Here is a 15,169-nt window from a genome sequence, read left to right as displayed (position 1 = left end):
GAGTCTCCAGTTCAGTTGCTAGAAGGCTACCGGCTAATTGCGGGCTTCGACACTGGGGCTAACCATGAAAATGCCAGTCAAGTTACACTGCAATGCGGACGGGGAGGAAAAGAAAGTGGCGGGAAAATACGAAGGCAAAATCAATATGGCCATGGGTGTGACCAAACAGAAGATTGGTGAACTGACTGGCAACAAGAAACTACAACGAGAAGGTCAATTTCAAAAACTCAAAGGGGCCACCCAAGATGCGGCCGAAACCGCCAAAACCACAGTGAAGAGCACTGGCAAGGCACTTGGCAAAGAGGTCAACAAGAGCCTGAACCAGATTCGCAACAAACTCAAACCTTGACCTCGGTGTCCGTGGTCAATGGCTCATGAAACACCCCTGCTATCCGATAGCAGTTTTTCCCCGCCTTCTTGGCTTGATACATTTGCTCATCGCTGATTTCAAGCAGCTGTTGAATGGAATGCCCGTGCAATGGATGCATGGCAGCACCAATGCTGCATGACACGGTCAAACCGTGGTTCTGCCGTACACGCACCAACAACTTGTCGCAGGCAAACGATTCAATAATTCGCTCGGCAATGTTTTTAAGCAACTGAATGTTGCAACGGGCCACAATAATCGCGAACTCATCTCCACCCAAACGTGCGACATGGTCTACATTGCGTGTCGCTCCTTTCAGCAAAGTAGCGCTGGTTTTCAGAATTTGATCTCCGGCCTTGTGGCCCAAGGTGTCATTGACGGCCTTAAACCCGTCGAGATCCAGAAACATGAGCCCAAGAGTTTCACCTGGCAACAGCCGTGAAAGCCGAGCCTCCAGGGTCATGTCGAACCCGCGACGGTTCAACACACCTGTCAACGGATCTCGCTCAACCTCATTGCGCAAATCCTCCACATTTTTGCGAATGCTGACATCGTCCACAATCAACACCGCATGGGCGCCCTGAATTTTGTCGTTGTACACCGCAAACCGGAATTGCAGCACACGCCCATCCGTGAAATTCAACTCAACCGGCATCTCATGGTTTCCGAAGTAATCAGTCACCAGGTCTTTCAGACGAATTCGCTGCTCTCGAACCACACCTGCCCGAATCAGCAATGTCTCTAGCTTGGCCGACTCGGGGTTGAGCGTTTCAATCTTCAGCATTTTTGCCAGCGCTTTATTCAGATAAAGCAGGTTGAAATGTTCGTCCAGATAGGCCACCCCACTGGCCAGAGACGACAACAGCATGTCGAGTCGATTTTTCTCAGACACAGACCGTGCGTGGCTCTCCTCCATGGCTTTCATTTGCAGCTCAATGGCCTGAGCCATGCTATTGAAGGCAGCCCCAAGACAGGAAATTTCATCACGCCCGGTCACCTCGATTCGGGATTGGATTTTTCCAGACTGCAACTCCATCGCCTTGCTGCGAAGGTCTTCAAGCCGTGCAGACAGTGTATTGCTCAAGCCCAACAAAATCATTGAGCATGCCAGCGCACTCAATAAAAACACACCGGCCAAGTAAAACAGCATGTCATTGCGGCTGCGATACACTTCGTTTTCATCAAACAACACCTTCAGTTGTTGCCCGGTATTCGGTAAATCAAAAATCGACAACAAAGGGCTTGCCGCCTCAGTCAAGTCATCGGGCACATCGCCCATTGCATAAGGCATTTCGCTGCCCTCGTTCACCCACACAGCGGCAGGTTTGTGGCGCAAGTAGAAATCCCGAACGATTGAAGAAAGTGCGTTCAGAGAATGACTGTTGTTGGTCAAATGAGCCTTGGTCAGTTCGGATTGAAAACTTTCCTGAATTCGAAGCAGATCCTGCTCGGCCAATTTGCCCATGTGAATGAATTGAATGGTCGTAAAGATGCCCCCCAGCAGCAACTGGGCCACAAACGTAGTAAGCAACCATTTCCATTTGAAAGACATTGTGAACAAATCCGTGTTGAACAGGGCACCAAGCCAGTATGTGACGTCGCTGCGCAGGCGGTAATCCCACGAGAGGGGCACATTTTCAGCAATCGCAAAAAAAATGACTTATTTCTGCAAAGGGGTGTTGTGTTCAATATGGTTTTTTGCCATAATTGCGGGCTTGCCGAGGTGGCGGAATTGGTAGACGCGCTGGACTCAAAATCCAGTGGTAGAGATATCGTGCGGGTTCGATTCCCGCCCTCGGCACCACACTGTACGAACACACAGTGACACCCTCAAACACAAACTCCCTCAGAAACCGCATAAAACCTAACAGTTTGACTGGCTGACTACTCACGCCTAAACTCAATTCCCCACACAATTTCTCAGAAAGTCGCAGGCAATTACTCAAAATTGCACACGGCTATTACTCACAATGGCTACTTACACCAACTACAAAGGCGGCAGGGTCCGAGTTCAGATCTATGTGAACGGCGTGCGCGACTCCAAGATTTGTGAGAACAAAACCGAGGCAAAGGCATGGGCACTTGCCCGCGAGCACCAGGTGCGGGAAAAGGGCAACCCGGCCAAGCTGACATTCCGTGAGCTGGTGCAGGCTTGGATAGAACGCTACCCAAACCGACCAGGTATTGACTGGGAAACCAAACGCCTGAACGTACTGATGCGGGGGAAGCTGGGTGACTTCACATTGAAAGAACTTAGCAAGGTGGTGGTTGCCGATTGGCGAGACGAACGCATGGCAGAGGTGAAGCCCGGAACGGTGCTAAGAGAGTGGACCCTGTTGAGCTCAGTATGCAGTGATGCAGTGAAGGAAATGGGCCTCCTTACCGAAAACCCTTTCTATGGGGCCAAGCGACCAGAAGACCCACCACCTCGTGACCGCGTAGCCACCGATAAAGAAATGGAGCAGCTTGAGCACTTTGCCCTGCTTCGCCCTGCCGGCGGCGTTTGCCTTCAAATGTTCAAGTTCGCTATTGAAACCGGGATGAGCATTGGAGAGATATGTGCATTGAGCTGGGAACAGGTAAACGGTCGAGTGATTAGACTACCTGAGTTCAAAACAAGGCCTGTGAGGGAGGTTCCGCTATCAACCAAAGCTTGGGCGATACTGGAAAAGAGAAAGGGGGCTGAGCCCACCATATTTGGCATGACACCCCAAAGAGCTGATGTGAATTGGCGAAAGCTTTGCTCAGCAGCTGGCGTGAATGACCTGCACTTTCACGATGCCAGGCACATGGCAGCCAGCCAATTGAGTAAGAAAATTGACGCGTTGGCCTTGGCCAAGATGCTTGGGCACAGAGATTTGAAAATGCTTCTGAATGTTTACTACAAGGCTGATGCAGCCAGCCTGGTGGACAAGCTGGGGTAAGACTTTATTTTGGTACAGCCGTACTAACTGTTGAGCTTTCAAACAATTTAGCAAAATTTCTAACGCCGCAATCATACTGATACATTGTTCTAAGCAACCAAACTTTGCACCATAACTCATCATCTGGCTCATGGAGAATTACGTTAAGCCCAAGCCTTTTTGCTTCAGCCGCATCGATAGATGAACCATGGGAGTGATACACCTGCTTTGTCGCCAGCGCATTGACCGTCGCCTCAATTACCTCTGCGGCTGCACTTTTCATCATGCCTTCTGTCAATAGATATGTAGCAAGTTTTCTAGTCTGGTTCTGGGCGTAAGTCGCGTACTGAACATCAATGACATTAAAACTTCCCGCTGGAGCATTAACAATAAATTCCGCAGGAACCGTTTGTATGGCGGGGTCAATTGGCCCTAATTCAGACTCTGCACCCATCAGTATGCTTGAACCGCACAAAGCAATGACCGTGCCGTTACTCTTGGCCTTCCTGGGAACGATTACCCTAAGATCGGTAGCTTGAGACTTCAGCATCGCACACAACTTTTCAGTTGAATCAGTGAACCCTCCGTTAGTCTCGATCATAAGATCTACTGGCAAGTTCTTGCAGGACGTTAATAATTCGGCCAAAGCCACATCGTCGCTTGGATCAATCTGTGCATTGCTTCGATCGCAATCCGTGTGATAAACAATTAGCCTACGAGAGGTGGTGGCCTCAATATCTTTGATAAGGAGCTGCCTAAGATACCGATCTTTATGATTTACCCAGAAGAGGGGTGAATGGGGAGGAAGAGTTGGTGTTCTGGGGAAAAAATCAGTCATCCCAGACCCTAGCGTACAAAGCCAAACGCACCTGACTCTACAGCCAAGCTTCGACCAGACTCAAAAATTGTTTTGGCTTCGTCTAATTTAGACGCAGAGCTAGATGTGGCCGGCACCGTGACTACATCAAAAACAAAATTTTTGGTTGGTACGTGATTGAACAAGGTTACGGATTTTAGATCAATCACTTCTTTTTGATTATTTTTTTCATCAGAAGAATTCATAACCTGCCTCCGTTGTGCGTAAGTCTTTAATATACAAAGACTTTCCAAAATCAAAACGAAAAAAAGAAACCTATAAGGCCTCTATTAAAATCGACTATTTAAATTCGATTAAGTTTTTTCTGATTCGGATTCTAGATTAATTTGATTAATAATTACACACATATTGCGCAAACGAAAATCATTTTTTTCTTCGCGCGCGCAGGTTGAAACTTTTTTAACACAACTGACACTCACGATTGGACCACCTGTCAGATGGTCATGGAGGCCAGCCGAAACCCATACACAGTTGGTCTCCGCCCAAATTACTTTCATCTGCCTTGTCGGAGCAAGGCCTCGCTGCCACCGGCGGAGATACACTTCGAAGTCCAAGTTTTTAGATCATACGTTTGGACATCGAACTTTTGATAATCAAGTTCACAGTGCGCCCGAACATCCAAACCTTGCCACAACCCAACGTTTAAGTCAGCAAGAATAAAAGCCAGGCCGGCAAAGAAGATAACAGCCAAAAGATAGGTGGACTTCACCCAGTAGATGATCAAGTCTTTCATTATCGATTCCAAAATTGAAAAGTAACGTCATCACTGTTACCCAATAGAAACCAAAAATCAATCATTTGACCAACCCATTCAGCACTGCCCTGCACTGCGCAGTCACCTCATCAGCTGTTAGTGCGAGCTGTCGAAGATCCGCTTCAACTCGTTCTGGAAGTACAACGGTGGGGGTAGTTCCTTCAGCAAGGCGGGGTTCACCTGGGGAGTTGGTGGGCACGGAGTCTGGATCACAGACTGACCGGGGGAGGCGCAGGCGGTCAGTGCGAGTAAGCTCACGGTACCTGCTGTCAACTTGAGCCAATTCGGTAATGTATCCATCAATCGCTTCCTTATCACGTTTGCGTTGGGCCTCGATCTTGGCCTGGTAGTCATTGAATGCTGCGGCCAATTGCGCAGTATGCTGTTTCTGCAGTTCCAGCTTTTCCTTGGCAGCGGCCCCACCCCCTACTTTCACGCCGGCGTAAAAGCCCAGCAGTAAAAGTGCCACGGGTATGGCCATGAAAACGATGGCGGTAAACCAAGTTTTTGGATACATCAGGCCACCTCAGCTGGTTCAGGCAAAGGCATTGGCTTTAAGCACAGCGACCGCTCAGCCTCTCTGCGGTTGGCCAAGCCTTGAACCCGTTTCCCGCCGGCATACACCCAACGACGAAGCTCATTGCAAGCCCCGGTGTAATCGCCCTGGTTCAGCTTTCGAACCAGTGTGCTGCCACAGTACGCACCCACTCCCACGTTGTAGGTGAAGGAGACCAGGGCGTCGTACTGGTTTTGATTCAACGGTACTTTGGTGCATTTCAGCACGCCTTGACCATGGTGAGTCAATTCCTGCACCAACAGCTGGTCGCACTCGGCCTTGGTGTAAACCTTGCCAGGCACAATGCCGGGGCCGGTGTAGCCTTGGCATACGGTAAGTACCCCAACAATGTCGCGGTAAGGCACATACTCAGTGCCCTCCCACGTGGCTACGGTACCAACCAGCGTGGCCGAGGCAGCTAACACCGCCCCACCCGCCTTCTGTTTGAAAGTCAGCGACTTCTTCATTTGTCGGAAATCGCCTCAGTAGTGATGGCACGCAGCACCAGGAATGCGCCACCCAATGCGGTGACAATCAAGCCAACGTTTTCAATTCCCATGTTGGTAACAAACGCCTTGGTCTGATATTCAACCAAACCTAAAATCATGGTGAACACAGCAGCCTTCACCGTGCGCGAACGCCAGTACTTCTTCAAGGTATCAATCATTTTGATTGCTCCATAAAAAAAGGCCCCGAAGGGCCTTGTTGTTGAACTGCTGAGAGTTGCGATCAGGTACCGCGCTGCATGATGATCCAGTCGGTACCGTCACACACCAAGGTGCACCAGGCACCCACCGTTGCGGGGAGGATTGCGGTACCGGCTGTGTTTGAATCAATCGGCTTCACATTGCTGGATGCACTGATGACCGTGAAAGCTGCAAGATTTTTCAGCATGATTTCGCGGCCCACATTGGAGGCAGCATTTGGCAATGTCACAGTGATGCTGGCAGCGCCGTTACAAATCAGCCAGTTCTCAAAACGGTCTACTGTGAAACTGGCTGTTTTAGTAATTGGGGCATAGCGACGAATTTGGCCTGCGAGAAAACCTCTTTCAAGGTTGTAATCCTCTTTGTTTTGATAGGCCAAGCTGCCCAGGTCGCCATTGGTTGGCACTTGATCTGAATCGGTTCCAACTAACATTTTTCATTTCTCCAAGGGTCAAGCCCAAACGCGATATGGGGTTACAGGTGGATCGATGCAATACTCGCCAATCAGCGCCTCAAGGCAGGCATGCTGATGCTGTGTGCGCAGATTGACGTGGAATCCATCGATGGCCACCAACTCCTCTCCGAATGGTTCATAGATGGTTCCAATCACATCGATGCTTAGGTTTTCAACGCAATCAAGCTCAGCGGCCAATTCAAGCCACTGAGCCTCGGTTTCTAAAACGAGAAAGTAGTCATACATGGCTGATCTCACAAACTTGTTAATGCTTGCAACTGAGCATTAGTCAAACGCTGAGGAAAATACTTGATCTGGCGGATGTGGCCGTTTAAGTATCCACTATTGATTGTCGAACCAATGCGAAGGATACTTGCGTTTGGCACCGATCCATCTATATCAAAAACCGGCGCAGATCCGTTCAAAGACAGCGCAAAATCATTCGCTTTATACGATCCGGCTATTTTATTTGGCGAATTAATTAAAACAGAACCGGCGTCTAATTGGGCCTGCACTGTGTCTGCAATTCGAACAGAGAATTGATGCGCGTTATCAACAAGCGAGAATATTCTGTTCTGTAATGTCCCGTCATCCAGTTGGTATGCATAAACAACACCAGTTACAACGCTTGATGCCTCAACAAAAAATGTCCCCTCATCCGCCCGATACCACGGCGACAAAGTATTAACACTTGCCACATCCGCCGCCCTCGTCACGCTGGCCGTGGTTGTGGGAATGTAGCTGGTGGGGAAGGCTCCTACCTCAAACTGGGGAATATCGAAAATCACATCAGCGGTAGCGTTGTTAATTGTGCCGATTCCAACACGGTTCTGAATTTCTCCACCTGTTGTAACGGTATGCACCACATGAATTTTATGCTTACCAACAGTTGGCTTGGTGTTATCAAGAACTTCAATGCCGTCCAAATAATATTTGCTTGTAAAGACCGCTCCACTTTGAGCAACGCCAGAAAAAAGGCTGTTTAAACCAATAGTTCCTGAAACAACCTCAAATTCAGACGAAAAACAGGAAGATTGCCCAGCCGTAACAGCAACTGATCGACCAAGATAATGGCGGTTGGCCGTTGCCGAAAATCGAAGTTTATTCCCGCCAGTGAATCGGCTTTGGCTAGACAAAAATGTGGTTGTGCCATTGGCAGTGATAAATGACCAAGATGTTGGCGCGGTGCCAGGCGTACCGGAAACAGCACCAGCAAACACTGAATTCAACAACAAGTTTGTCCGTTGCTCCTCCACCAACAACCCCAAACACGCGCGGGTTATGGGGTCATAATCCAAACGCGGTACGTTGATCCCAACCGTCTCAATCAAACCGGAAGGGCCCACACGCGTTGCGGTGGATGCACGGGTAAAGGTCACGCTTGGCGGTACCACTTGAGCGCGGGCAAAGTCCAGCAGCAGGCTTGGCTTAATGCTTGGCCGCAGGGTTTCAACACCCAAACTCAACAGCATTGCCTCATTGGCGAAACCAGCCGCAGCCAACTCACTGGCCCTTGCCTCGGCGGCTTTGGTTACGGTGGTGGCCGCATTGGTCGCAGCGCTCTCTAACCCGGCAGCAAAGGCGGCATCTACTCGCTCATTCACCTGGGTGGCCAGCGCATTGGCCTCAGTGGCAAAGTCGGGCAAAGCGCCCAGAAATGCGTCACCTTTGACGGCGAAATTGGTCGGATCTTGCCGCGATGGTGGATCGGGCAAGGCAGTAATTTGGGGTACTGTCATGTTTATTCCTTTGAGTTATGAAAGCCCTTCGATTTCAGCCGAGCAGATCGAAAACGCGGGATAAGAAATGTCGATGTTGAAATCGCGGTAGAAGCCAAAAACGGTGAGGGATTCATATTGGCCGTTGGCACCAATCCACAAACAGGGCTTGGCGCGCAGAGCCGCGAACTTGCGGCGCACTGAATCTACAATGCCTTTTGGCAACTCCATTGAAACGCTCATGCGGTCGCTGAATGCCCGTTGCTCAAGCGAGGCGCGGCCAAATTGGTCTACGTTCTTTCGGGAGTAATCGATAATGCCCACCTGGGCGCCGAATTCGGTGAAACCCATCTTTACGACTAGTCCAATTACAAATGTGGACAGCTTCACCGTACCCGATGCATCAGCAATTTGAATGGTGTACTCCGAGTTCATCACCGGCGGAATATCGAGGGCAATTACCTCGGTCGACTTACTGATTTCAGTGAAAAAGTAATCGAACCAATCGGCCAACAATGCGTTGTCCAGAAACTCGGTGGTTTCGTCGTAGTACACACCCTCAACCATGCTTGAGGCTTGAATGCGTACCCAACTGGCCTGCAATCCAATGAGTCCGATCGAGTTAAATCGACTTCCGGTGACCACAAACTCAAGCGGCTCAAGGTCGCTGCCTGGAGCTTCGAGTACGGTACCGCCCGACAGGTCAAACGCTTTCCATGCGTTGGTGGGGCCCACATAAATCCAATGCGCCGGGCTTGAAGGCGGGAAATTGCCCTCATTGCCGGCAGAAAGCGATTCATAAATCGCATGCTGAGGCGCACCGAGCAGCACTCGATCACCGATCCCATAAGGGGTTATCGCGCTGTACACCGGCTCATCATCTTCAAGCACAGTAGTGGAAACCAAATTGGCATCGGTGATTTCAGCTGGCCGAATTACCGAAAACGGAATGCTCATTCAATTACCCTCACACCGATTGCATCGCCATCCTCAACACGCTTGAAAACCCGTGCTACCTCACCGGTATTGCGAGCAATTTGCGCATCACCAATCATCACTGTTCGCTCCAGGCGCTGTACCGCACCTTCAATGCGCCGCAGCTCGCTCAACACATCCTGGTCGCCAGCACCCATAGACCGCGCATTGCTCAGGCCCGGAATGCGGGCCATGGGCAGGTAGCCGTCATTGATCTGATCCATGAAATCAACGCCGAACTTGCGAACCGCACCGGACTGCATGACATATTCATTGGTGCTTAGCGCGGCGCGAATTTGGTCGCTGGTAGTGGTGCCAGGGCCCCGCACCAAACCACCCACTGAGAAGGCCTGAACCGGGTTGCCCTGCATGGCGTTGAGCAACTGTCGGAGCGCATCAACCGTGGCCGATTTGCTGTTGTTGATCGCATCCACAATCAAGGCCTCAGCCGAGCGTGTGTGCTCCTCGATCAGGGCAAGGCTTGAATCAATCGTGTCCAGCAAGGCAAGGCTGTCGCGCTGGTAGTCTTTGGGGGTCAAGCCCTCCAGTCGCCCAGCAATGGCCTCAGCCTGGTTCAACAAAATGCCGCGAAGGCGGTCATATTCAAAGCTGCCCTCACCAAACACCTCAGCGGCCTTTTGCAAAGTTGGGTCGATCAGCGAGGCCAGCGTGTCGCCATAACCGGCAAGCGCCTCGCCCGAGGAAACCAGCCCAGCCGAATACGCCGTGGCAAATTGAGCCTGCAACGTGTTCAGCTGATCCATTGAGGAAAGGCTGTTGTAGCGCACCTGTTGCACAACCCCGCGAATGTTCTGGGCGCTGCCAGTCATGAGGTTGGCCAAGGCCTGCTGCTGCTCAAAGTACTTCAGCGTTTCTTCACGCAGCTTTGACAACTTGCTGGTGGCCTTGCCTGCATCGAGCACGTACATCTGAATTTGCTCGGCAAACTCTTCCTGCGCCTGGGCACGTTGAATTTCAGCGGTGGCCAGGTTCTGGCCAATGGCAGCGGCCCGGGCTTGCGCCTGGGAAATTTCGAGAAGCTTGGCCGTATAAACTGCTGCTGAATTTTGAAATGCCTTTTCAGCCGTGGAAATTCGACCATTGGCACCATACACACCAGTGTTGATTGATATGCCGCCCAACTCGCTGCGCTCAGCGGCCAACTGATCGCGCAGGCCTTTAATGTCGCCCTCGCGGCCGATTTGGTATTGAATGCTTTGGTAATCAACGGCCATGCGCTTGGTGGCTTCGTTGAATGTCGCGCTTGCAACACCACCACCCTTACCAAGGCCAACTGCGGTACCGAAGCGGGTGCTGGAATTGAACAGGCCCGCAGCCTTTCTGGCCAAGTCAAACTGCTCATTCAATTTGGCCTGCTGTTGCGCCATAAAATCTTTGGCTTGCTCGCCCTGCCCTTGCAGGCCTTCAATACGCGAAGCCTCGGCCAAGCGGTCAGCATTCAACTGCGCAACCCGCTCATTGGCGGTTTGCAAGCCCAAGGCACTTGGCAAGGTACCCAACTCGGTGGCTTCCTGAATACCCGCACGAATTTGGCTGGCCGACATCACCAATGGGCCCTGCCCGGTGATCTGTTGGCGTGCAGCAGTACTTGCAATGCGCTGGGCCTCAAAGCCGGCCATCACCTCTTGAGTTACCGACATGATTTTGCCCAACATGCCCAGCTCAGCCTCATAACGCTGAAACACCAGGTCGGCCAATTGGCCTTCAAGCGCAATGCGCTGCAATGGGTCGGTGGTGCTGTACAGTTGCTCGGTGGTCTCTGCTATTTGTTCAGCAATCTGCTGCAAGGCGGTTTTGGTATCGCCATTGAGCAGGTTGATGTAGTCCCGAGTGCGCTGTGTGGTTTGCGCAATTGCAGCCTGCACTTGCTCCTCAGTCGCCTTCACCTGTTTGAAAGTTTCTGCCAAGGCGATTAACGCCAGGTAGGTTTCACGACCAGAACTGGTAGTCAGGTCTTGCGCATCGATCAGCTTGCGCAATTCAGCGGTCGATTCTGGCACCTGAATATTCAGCGACTCAAACTGACTGCGCAGCTGCTCTTGCGCGTTGGCCAAGCGTTCAGAATCAGTGGCAAACACGTTCATGTACGCGCTCAGCGCAGCCGAAAGCTGCTCGGTACCGCCTGCGGCACCAATTAAGGCATCGAGGCTTTCCGCGCTCACCAGCGTCAGGTTTCGGATGTTGTCCGCGAACACATTCAAATTCAGGTTCAGGTAGCGCACCAGGTTGGCCTTTTCCAGCACGCTGCTCAAACGCTCCAGCGTGTCGCTGGCTGCATTAGCCGTGTCGAAAAGCGCATCCAGGTTGTCGGCAAAGTCGGTTTTCTGAAGTACGGCAACCAGGTTACGTACGGCTTGCCCTTCAAGTGCGGCCTTCAATGCTTCGTCGCTTCGGCCAACACCCCCACCACCGGTGGAAAGTACGTTTTGGCCGTTCAGAACAGTGCTGAAGTACGCATCACTAGGGCTGTCACCACCAATGTCGGTCTTGATTCGAATGTAGGTGCCAATGTCGCCAGCCACACCACCCAACGCCTGGGTCAGCTGCAGGTAGCGCTTTTCGAAGGCTTGGCCAAACTCGGCAATCTGGCCGTCAAAATCGGCTTCATTCTTGAAGCGGGCCTCGGTACCTGTATTCTCGCCATTCAAGGTGTTGAAGGTACCAAAGGCGTTGCGGCCACCGCTTTTGCCAAAGCCAAACAGCTTGTCGAGCGCACCACCCACAAAGTTACCTAAGGTGGCACCCAGCGGCCCGCCCAGTGCGTAGCCAAAGCCAGTACCCACAGCACTCAAGTACTTGCCATCTTTCAGGCTGTTGAATGCGCTCAGCGCCGTGAAGGCGACGCCAGCGGCTTGAGAAAGCTTACCCAGCCCTTCTGCGTTGTTAAACAGCGAAGCGCCGAAGTCTTGCAAAAAGCCGCCCTGAGTGGCCAGCTCAAAACCAAAATCGCTGATGATGCTGGAAAATTCAGCAGCAGAATTGGCGGTCAACAAGCTGCCACCGCTGGTAAGTGCGGAGTACGCTGATTTAATTGTGCCCACAGGGTCTGCAAAGAAAGCCGAGGCCAATGGGTCAGCACCAGCCGCCCCGCCACCCTGCGCAGCTTGCACACCACCGGGCAGCAGAATAGAACCCACAGCGGCACCCAAGCCAGCAGCTACAGGCTGCACGGCCACCCGAACCACCAATGTTTTGAAATAGTTTTTGAGGTAATCGCCAAACGACTGGGCCAAAGTTTTACCGCTCTCGAAGCCACGCACCAGGGCATCGGTTAGCGAACGTGAAATTTCCTCATTCACCTTTTTGTATTCATCGGCCAGCACCTTGGCCGAGTTGGCCACCTGCTGCCTGTTGAATATCTCGGTGCTCAAGTCAGCCTGCTTGCGCAGTTCTTCAGCCTCTTTGCGCAGCTTTTCAGCGGCAAAGGTGTCTTGTTCCTTGGCCGCAGTGGATTCCTTCAAGGCAGCAGTTTCGCGCATGCGTCGCGAACGCAGCTCGGCCAGGGCGCGGTCAGTCAGACCAATTTCCTCAAGCTGGTCGCGCATGGCCTTGGTTTCGGCCTCACGGGCTTTCAGGTATTCATCGTGCTGGTTCAGGTACTCAACAAGTTCGTCATAGGCTTGGTTTTGTTGGCCAAGCTCTTTCATTTGTGCCGCATATTCACGTTCGGCTTTTTGCTGAGCTTTTGTGGCCTCGGCCGCAAGCTTTGATGCGTCAGCCTGCGCAAGTAAATCTCTGATTCTTTGCTCGGCAGCCTTTCGCTCTTTATCGCGATTCTGCTGCATTAGATCAAAGCTGGCACCTTGCGTTGGAGGGGCAACAATCGAAGTGATGATGTCATCCAGCTCTTTTTTGTACAGAGCCAACTCAGCCTTTTTGGAAGCCAAACCTTCTTTATCAAAGCCGAGAAATTTATCCATTCCGAAAGGCCCAAGACTTTCGCCGGAATTGGTATAGGCCTCAATGGCTTTGATCGTCTGCTCAAGCTCTTTAATGCGGTCCGCTGGGCTGGCACTTCTGAGGGTATCGTTTGTAAATTTGGACAATGCGGCTTCAATACCTGCTCCAAATTCGCCAGCAGCACGGGTGCCTGCAACCATCTCGGTTGTTACATCAACCAATGAAGGCAACAAGCCTTCCGCAAGACCAATAAACAGAGAATCAACAGAGCCTGCCAAGCGGCTCACATTGTCGTTAAACATTTCAGCCGCTTTAGCTGTTTCCGAGCCCATGACCACACCGGCCCGTTCGGCCTCATCAGTCATGCTGCGAATTCCGTCCCGGCCAGCATTCAGCAATGGGATTAAATCTTTACCCGACTCGCCAAAAACCTTCATTGCCAGGTTGGTTTTGGTTGCTCCATCATCAAGACCAGAAAAAACCTCAGCAAGATCACCAATTAGATCGCTGGCAGAGCGAACCTTACCGCTGGCATCTGTAACTTCCACCCCTAAAGCACGAAACAGGTTTGATTGACCTTTTACGCCATTTGCAGCCTCGCTGGCATTCTTGAGCAAATCCTTCAATGAATCGCCCAGCTTATCCACCGAAACATCCGATAAATTGGCAGCAAACTGCAAAGCAGTCATCTGCTCAATGGGAATACCGAACCGCTGCGCATCTTTAGCAGCCTTATCCAGAGTCAGGAATGTATTGTTTAACTTACTGATGGCAGCAGATACAGAAAGCGTGGCACCGACCGCACCAAGCGCACCCAAAGCAAACCCCTTAAATCCCTCTGTCACCGTGCGAATTGACCGATTCAACTTCTGGTCAAGTTCTTTGGCGAATTTCTGGGCTTCGTAGCTGCCTTTGTCGATCCCCTTGGAAAACTCAAGGGTATCCATGGCGATGCTTACAACAAGGGTGCCAAGTGCGCTCATTTCGCTTTACTCATTCGTTGATTGATAACGCTTGCCGCCTCATCGCTCATCAACACAAGGTCTTTGAACAACTGGGCTCGATCTTTCTTTTTGATGTTTAAAAGCCGAAGGCCGGGCTCAATGGCCGAGAAATCCAGCCCCTGATAAATCGCCCCACCGGCGCCAACAGCAATGCGCCATTGGCTTTGGAAGGTCAGAAACAATTCCACCGCTTGCCAACAGTCGGGGAACACATGGCACTCGGATTCAACTGTCTGGGCTTTGGCCGCTTGCACAACATCCTCAGGCGCGCCCATCTGTTGCAGCTGGCGAACCACGTCCTCATCGACTGAATACGGGTTATCGTCACCAGCCCGCGCCCAATGCCGTGCAGCGGCTATTAGTTTTTTTGGCGAACGTTTGCAATGCTTGTAAAAAAGGCCTTGGTTAAAGCCGGTACTGCCTGCACCACCTTGAACAAGGCTTCGCGGTTGGTTTCAGAAAACGGCACTTCCTGATCGTCTTCGTCACGTAGACCTTTCCAGCCCACCAATACGTCAGCGATCATGTCCTGGTCAGTGCGGTTGGCTTCCTGCTGGCGAGCCAGCAAGGCATTCAATTCATCGGTGGTCAAACGCTTGAACTCCGCATCAAAGGTGGACTTCTCAAATCGACCACCATCCACGGGAATTTCAATGTTCACGGGGGTGCTGTAGGTTGGGGAAAGCTTCAGTTTGAATGGCATGTTGTTTTGTCCTTTTGCTTTGTAATTTGGAATAAAAAAAGCCCCAAGGCTTTGGGCCTTGAGGCAAGCGATTGATTGCTCAACCGCAGGACAACTTATCGAACAATCAATTCGTATTCGTCGTTGCCCGCTTCGGTTGGGTTGTAGTTCAGGTTCAGGTTCAGCATGGCGGTACCATCGCTGTCGCTGATGGTTGGGCCAGTGGGCTGTACATTGGGTGCGTCCAGCTC

At 51.5% G+C, this 15,169-nt stretch carries 16 protein-coding genes and 1 tRNA gene; 3 read left to right on the top strand and 14 right to left on the bottom strand.

What is annotated here, in order from left to right; translation table 11 throughout:
* Positions 1–64 precede the first annotated feature (64 nt).
* On the top strand, positions 65–349 hold the full coding sequence (locus A0129_RS12330) for a CsbD family protein (RefSeq protein WP_291715380.1): 285 nt from the start codon (positions 65–67) through the stop codon (positions 347–349).
* On the opposite strand, the gene A0129_RS12325 is transcribed toward A0129_RS12330, so the two are convergent.
* Positions 339–1,919, bottom strand: coding sequence for a diguanylate cyclase (locus A0129_RS12325; protein ID WP_291715378.1), 1,581 nt, complete (start codon positions 1,917–1,919; stop codon positions 339–341). The genes A0129_RS12330 and A0129_RS12325 overlap by 11 nt on opposite strands.
* A gap of 165 nt (positions 1,920–2,084) precedes the next feature.
* Between A0129_RS12325 and A0129_RS12320 the strand changes: the two genes are divergently transcribed.
* Positions 2,085–2,171 (top strand) — tRNA-Leu (locus tag A0129_RS12320).
* A gap of 166 nt (positions 2,172–2,337) precedes the next feature.
* A complete protein-coding gene (locus A0129_RS12315) occupies positions 2,338–3,291 on the top strand; it encodes a site-specific integrase (RefSeq protein ID WP_291715376.1) in 954 nt (317 codons plus the stop codon).
* A 4-nt stretch (positions 3,292–3,295) separates the two neighbouring features.
* Here A0129_RS12315 and A0129_RS12310 read toward each other — a convergent pair whose 3' ends face one another.
* From A0129_RS12310 to A0129_RS12250, 13 genes are all read right to left on the bottom strand, one after another.
* Complete coding sequence (locus A0129_RS12310) at positions 3,296–4,108, bottom strand: hypothetical protein (RefSeq protein WP_291715373.1); 813 nt, start codon at positions 4,106–4,108, stop codon at positions 3,296–3,298.
* A gap of 8 nt (positions 4,109–4,116) precedes the next feature.
* The gene (locus tag A0129_RS12305) at positions 4,117–4,332 is read right to left on the bottom strand and encodes a hypothetical protein (RefSeq protein WP_291715371.1); all 216 of its coding nucleotides are present in this window, start codon (positions 4,330–4,332) and stop codon (positions 4,117–4,119) included.
* A gap of 308 nt (positions 4,333–4,640) precedes the next feature.
* A complete protein-coding gene (locus A0129_RS12300; RefSeq protein ID WP_291715369.1) occupies positions 4,641–4,880 on the bottom strand; it encodes a hypothetical protein in 240 nt (79 codons plus the stop codon).
* A gap of 61 nt (positions 4,881–4,941) precedes the next feature.
* A complete protein-coding gene (locus tag A0129_RS12295; RefSeq protein ID WP_291715368.1) occupies positions 4,942–5,418 on the bottom strand; it encodes a hypothetical protein in 477 nt (158 codons plus the stop codon).
* The gene (locus A0129_RS12290) at positions 5,418–5,924 is read right to left on the bottom strand and encodes a lysozyme (protein ID WP_291715367.1); all 507 of its coding nucleotides are present in this window, start codon (positions 5,922–5,924) and stop codon (positions 5,418–5,420) included. The genes A0129_RS12295 and A0129_RS12290 overlap by 1 nt, the downstream gene beginning before the upstream one ends.
* Positions 5,921–6,124 carry a hypothetical protein gene (locus A0129_RS12285; RefSeq protein ID WP_291715366.1) on the bottom strand — a complete coding sequence of 68 codons (204 nt, stop codon included), beginning with the start codon at positions 6,122–6,124 and terminating at the stop codon, positions 5,921–5,923. Before A0129_RS12285 ends, A0129_RS12290 begins: the two co-directional genes overlap by 4 nt.
* Before the next feature lie 62 nt (positions 6,125–6,186).
* On the bottom strand, positions 6,187–6,597 hold the full coding sequence (locus tag A0129_RS12280) for a hypothetical protein (RefSeq protein ID WP_291715364.1): 411 nt from the start codon (positions 6,595–6,597) through the stop codon (positions 6,187–6,189).
* Positions 6,598–6,615: 18 nt separating this feature from the next.
* Positions 6,616–6,864 (bottom strand): hypothetical protein, encoded by a 249-nt coding sequence (locus tag A0129_RS12275; RefSeq protein ID WP_291715363.1) that lies wholly within the window; start codon positions 6,862–6,864, stop codon positions 6,616–6,618.
* Positions 6,865–6,872: 8 nt separating this feature from the next.
* Complete coding sequence (locus A0129_RS12270) at positions 6,873–8,357, bottom strand: hypothetical protein (RefSeq protein ID WP_291715362.1); 1,485 nt, start codon at positions 8,355–8,357, stop codon at positions 6,873–6,875.
* Between the two features lie 15 nt (positions 8,358–8,372).
* Entirely contained in the window at positions 8,373–9,293 is a 921-nt protein-coding gene (locus tag A0129_RS12265; RefSeq protein ID WP_291715361.1) for a hypothetical protein, read from the bottom strand.
* On the bottom strand, positions 9,290–14,215 hold the full coding sequence (locus tag A0129_RS12260) for a phage tail tape measure protein (RefSeq protein ID WP_291715359.1): 4,926 nt from the start codon (positions 14,213–14,215) through the stop codon (positions 9,290–9,292). Before A0129_RS12260 ends, A0129_RS12265 begins: the two co-directional genes overlap by 4 nt.
* Entirely contained in the window at positions 14,212–14,532 is a 321-nt protein-coding gene (locus tag A0129_RS12255; RefSeq protein WP_291715357.1) for a DUF1799 domain-containing protein, read from the bottom strand. The genes A0129_RS12260 and A0129_RS12255 overlap by 4 nt, the downstream gene beginning before the upstream one ends.
* A 62-nt stretch (positions 14,533–14,594) precedes the next feature.
* Positions 14,595–14,939, bottom strand: a complete 345-nt coding sequence (locus A0129_RS12250) for a phage tail assembly chaperone (RefSeq protein ID WP_291715356.1) — start codon at positions 14,937–14,939, stop codon at positions 14,595–14,597.
* Positions 14,940–15,169 lie beyond the last annotated feature (230 nt).

Source organism: Limnobacter sp. CACIAM 66H1 (assembly GCF_001601825.1).
Lineage (GTDB): Bacteria > Pseudomonadota > Gammaproteobacteria > Burkholderiales > Burkholderiaceae_B > Limnobacter.
The sequence above is the reverse complement of the archived record's forward strand: the minus strand, read 5'-3'. Positions and strand labels throughout refer to the sequence as shown.

Coding starts and splice junctions, on each gene's coding strand:
- A0129_RS12330 (WP_291715380.1), top strand. CDS start 65: ATGAAAATGCCAGTCAAGTTACACTGCAATGCGGACGGGGAGGAAAAG.
- A0129_RS12325 (WP_291715378.1), bottom strand. CDS start 1,919: ATGTCTTTCAAATGGAAATGGTTGCTTACTACGTTTGTGGCCCAGTTG.
- A0129_RS12315 (WP_291715376.1), top strand. CDS start 2,338: ATGGCTACTTACACCAACTACAAAGGCGGCAGGGTCCGAGTTCAGATC.
- A0129_RS12310 (WP_291715373.1), bottom strand. CDS start 4,108: ATGACTGATTTTTTCCCCAGAACACCAACTCTTCCTCCCCATTCACCC.
- A0129_RS12305 (WP_291715371.1), bottom strand. CDS start 4,332: ATGAATTCTTCTGATGAAAAAAATAATCAAAAAGAAGTGATTGATCTA.
- A0129_RS12300 (WP_291715369.1), bottom strand. CDS start 4,880: ATGAAAGACTTGATCATCTACTGGGTGAAGTCCACCTATCTTTTGGCT.
- A0129_RS12295 (WP_291715368.1), bottom strand. CDS start 5,418: ATGTATCCAAAAACTTGGTTTACCGCCATCGTTTTCATGGCCATACCC.
- A0129_RS12290 (WP_291715367.1), bottom strand. CDS start 5,924: ATGAAGAAGTCGCTGACTTTCAAACAGAAGGCGGGTGGGGCGGTGTTA.
- A0129_RS12285 (WP_291715366.1), bottom strand. CDS start 6,124: ATGATTGATACCTTGAAGAAGTACTGGCGTTCGCGCACGGTGAAGGCT.
- A0129_RS12280 (WP_291715364.1), bottom strand. CDS start 6,597: ATGTTAGTTGGAACCGATTCAGATCAAGTGCCAACCAATGGCGACCTG.
- A0129_RS12275 (WP_291715363.1), bottom strand. CDS start 6,864: ATGTATGACTACTTTCTCGTTTTAGAAACCGAGGCTCAGTGGCTTGAA.
- A0129_RS12270 (WP_291715362.1), bottom strand. CDS start 8,357: ATGACAGTACCCCAAATTACTGCCTTGCCCGATCCACCATCGCGGCAA.
- A0129_RS12265 (WP_291715361.1), bottom strand. CDS start 9,293: ATGAGCATTCCGTTTTCGGTAATTCGGCCAGCTGAAATCACCGATGCC.
- A0129_RS12260 (WP_291715359.1), bottom strand. CDS start 14,215: ATGAGCGCACTTGGCACCCTTGTTGTAAGCATCGCCATGGATACCCTT.
- A0129_RS12250 (WP_291715356.1), bottom strand. CDS start 14,939: ATGCCATTCAAACTGAAGCTTTCCCCAACCTACAGCACCCCCGTGAAC.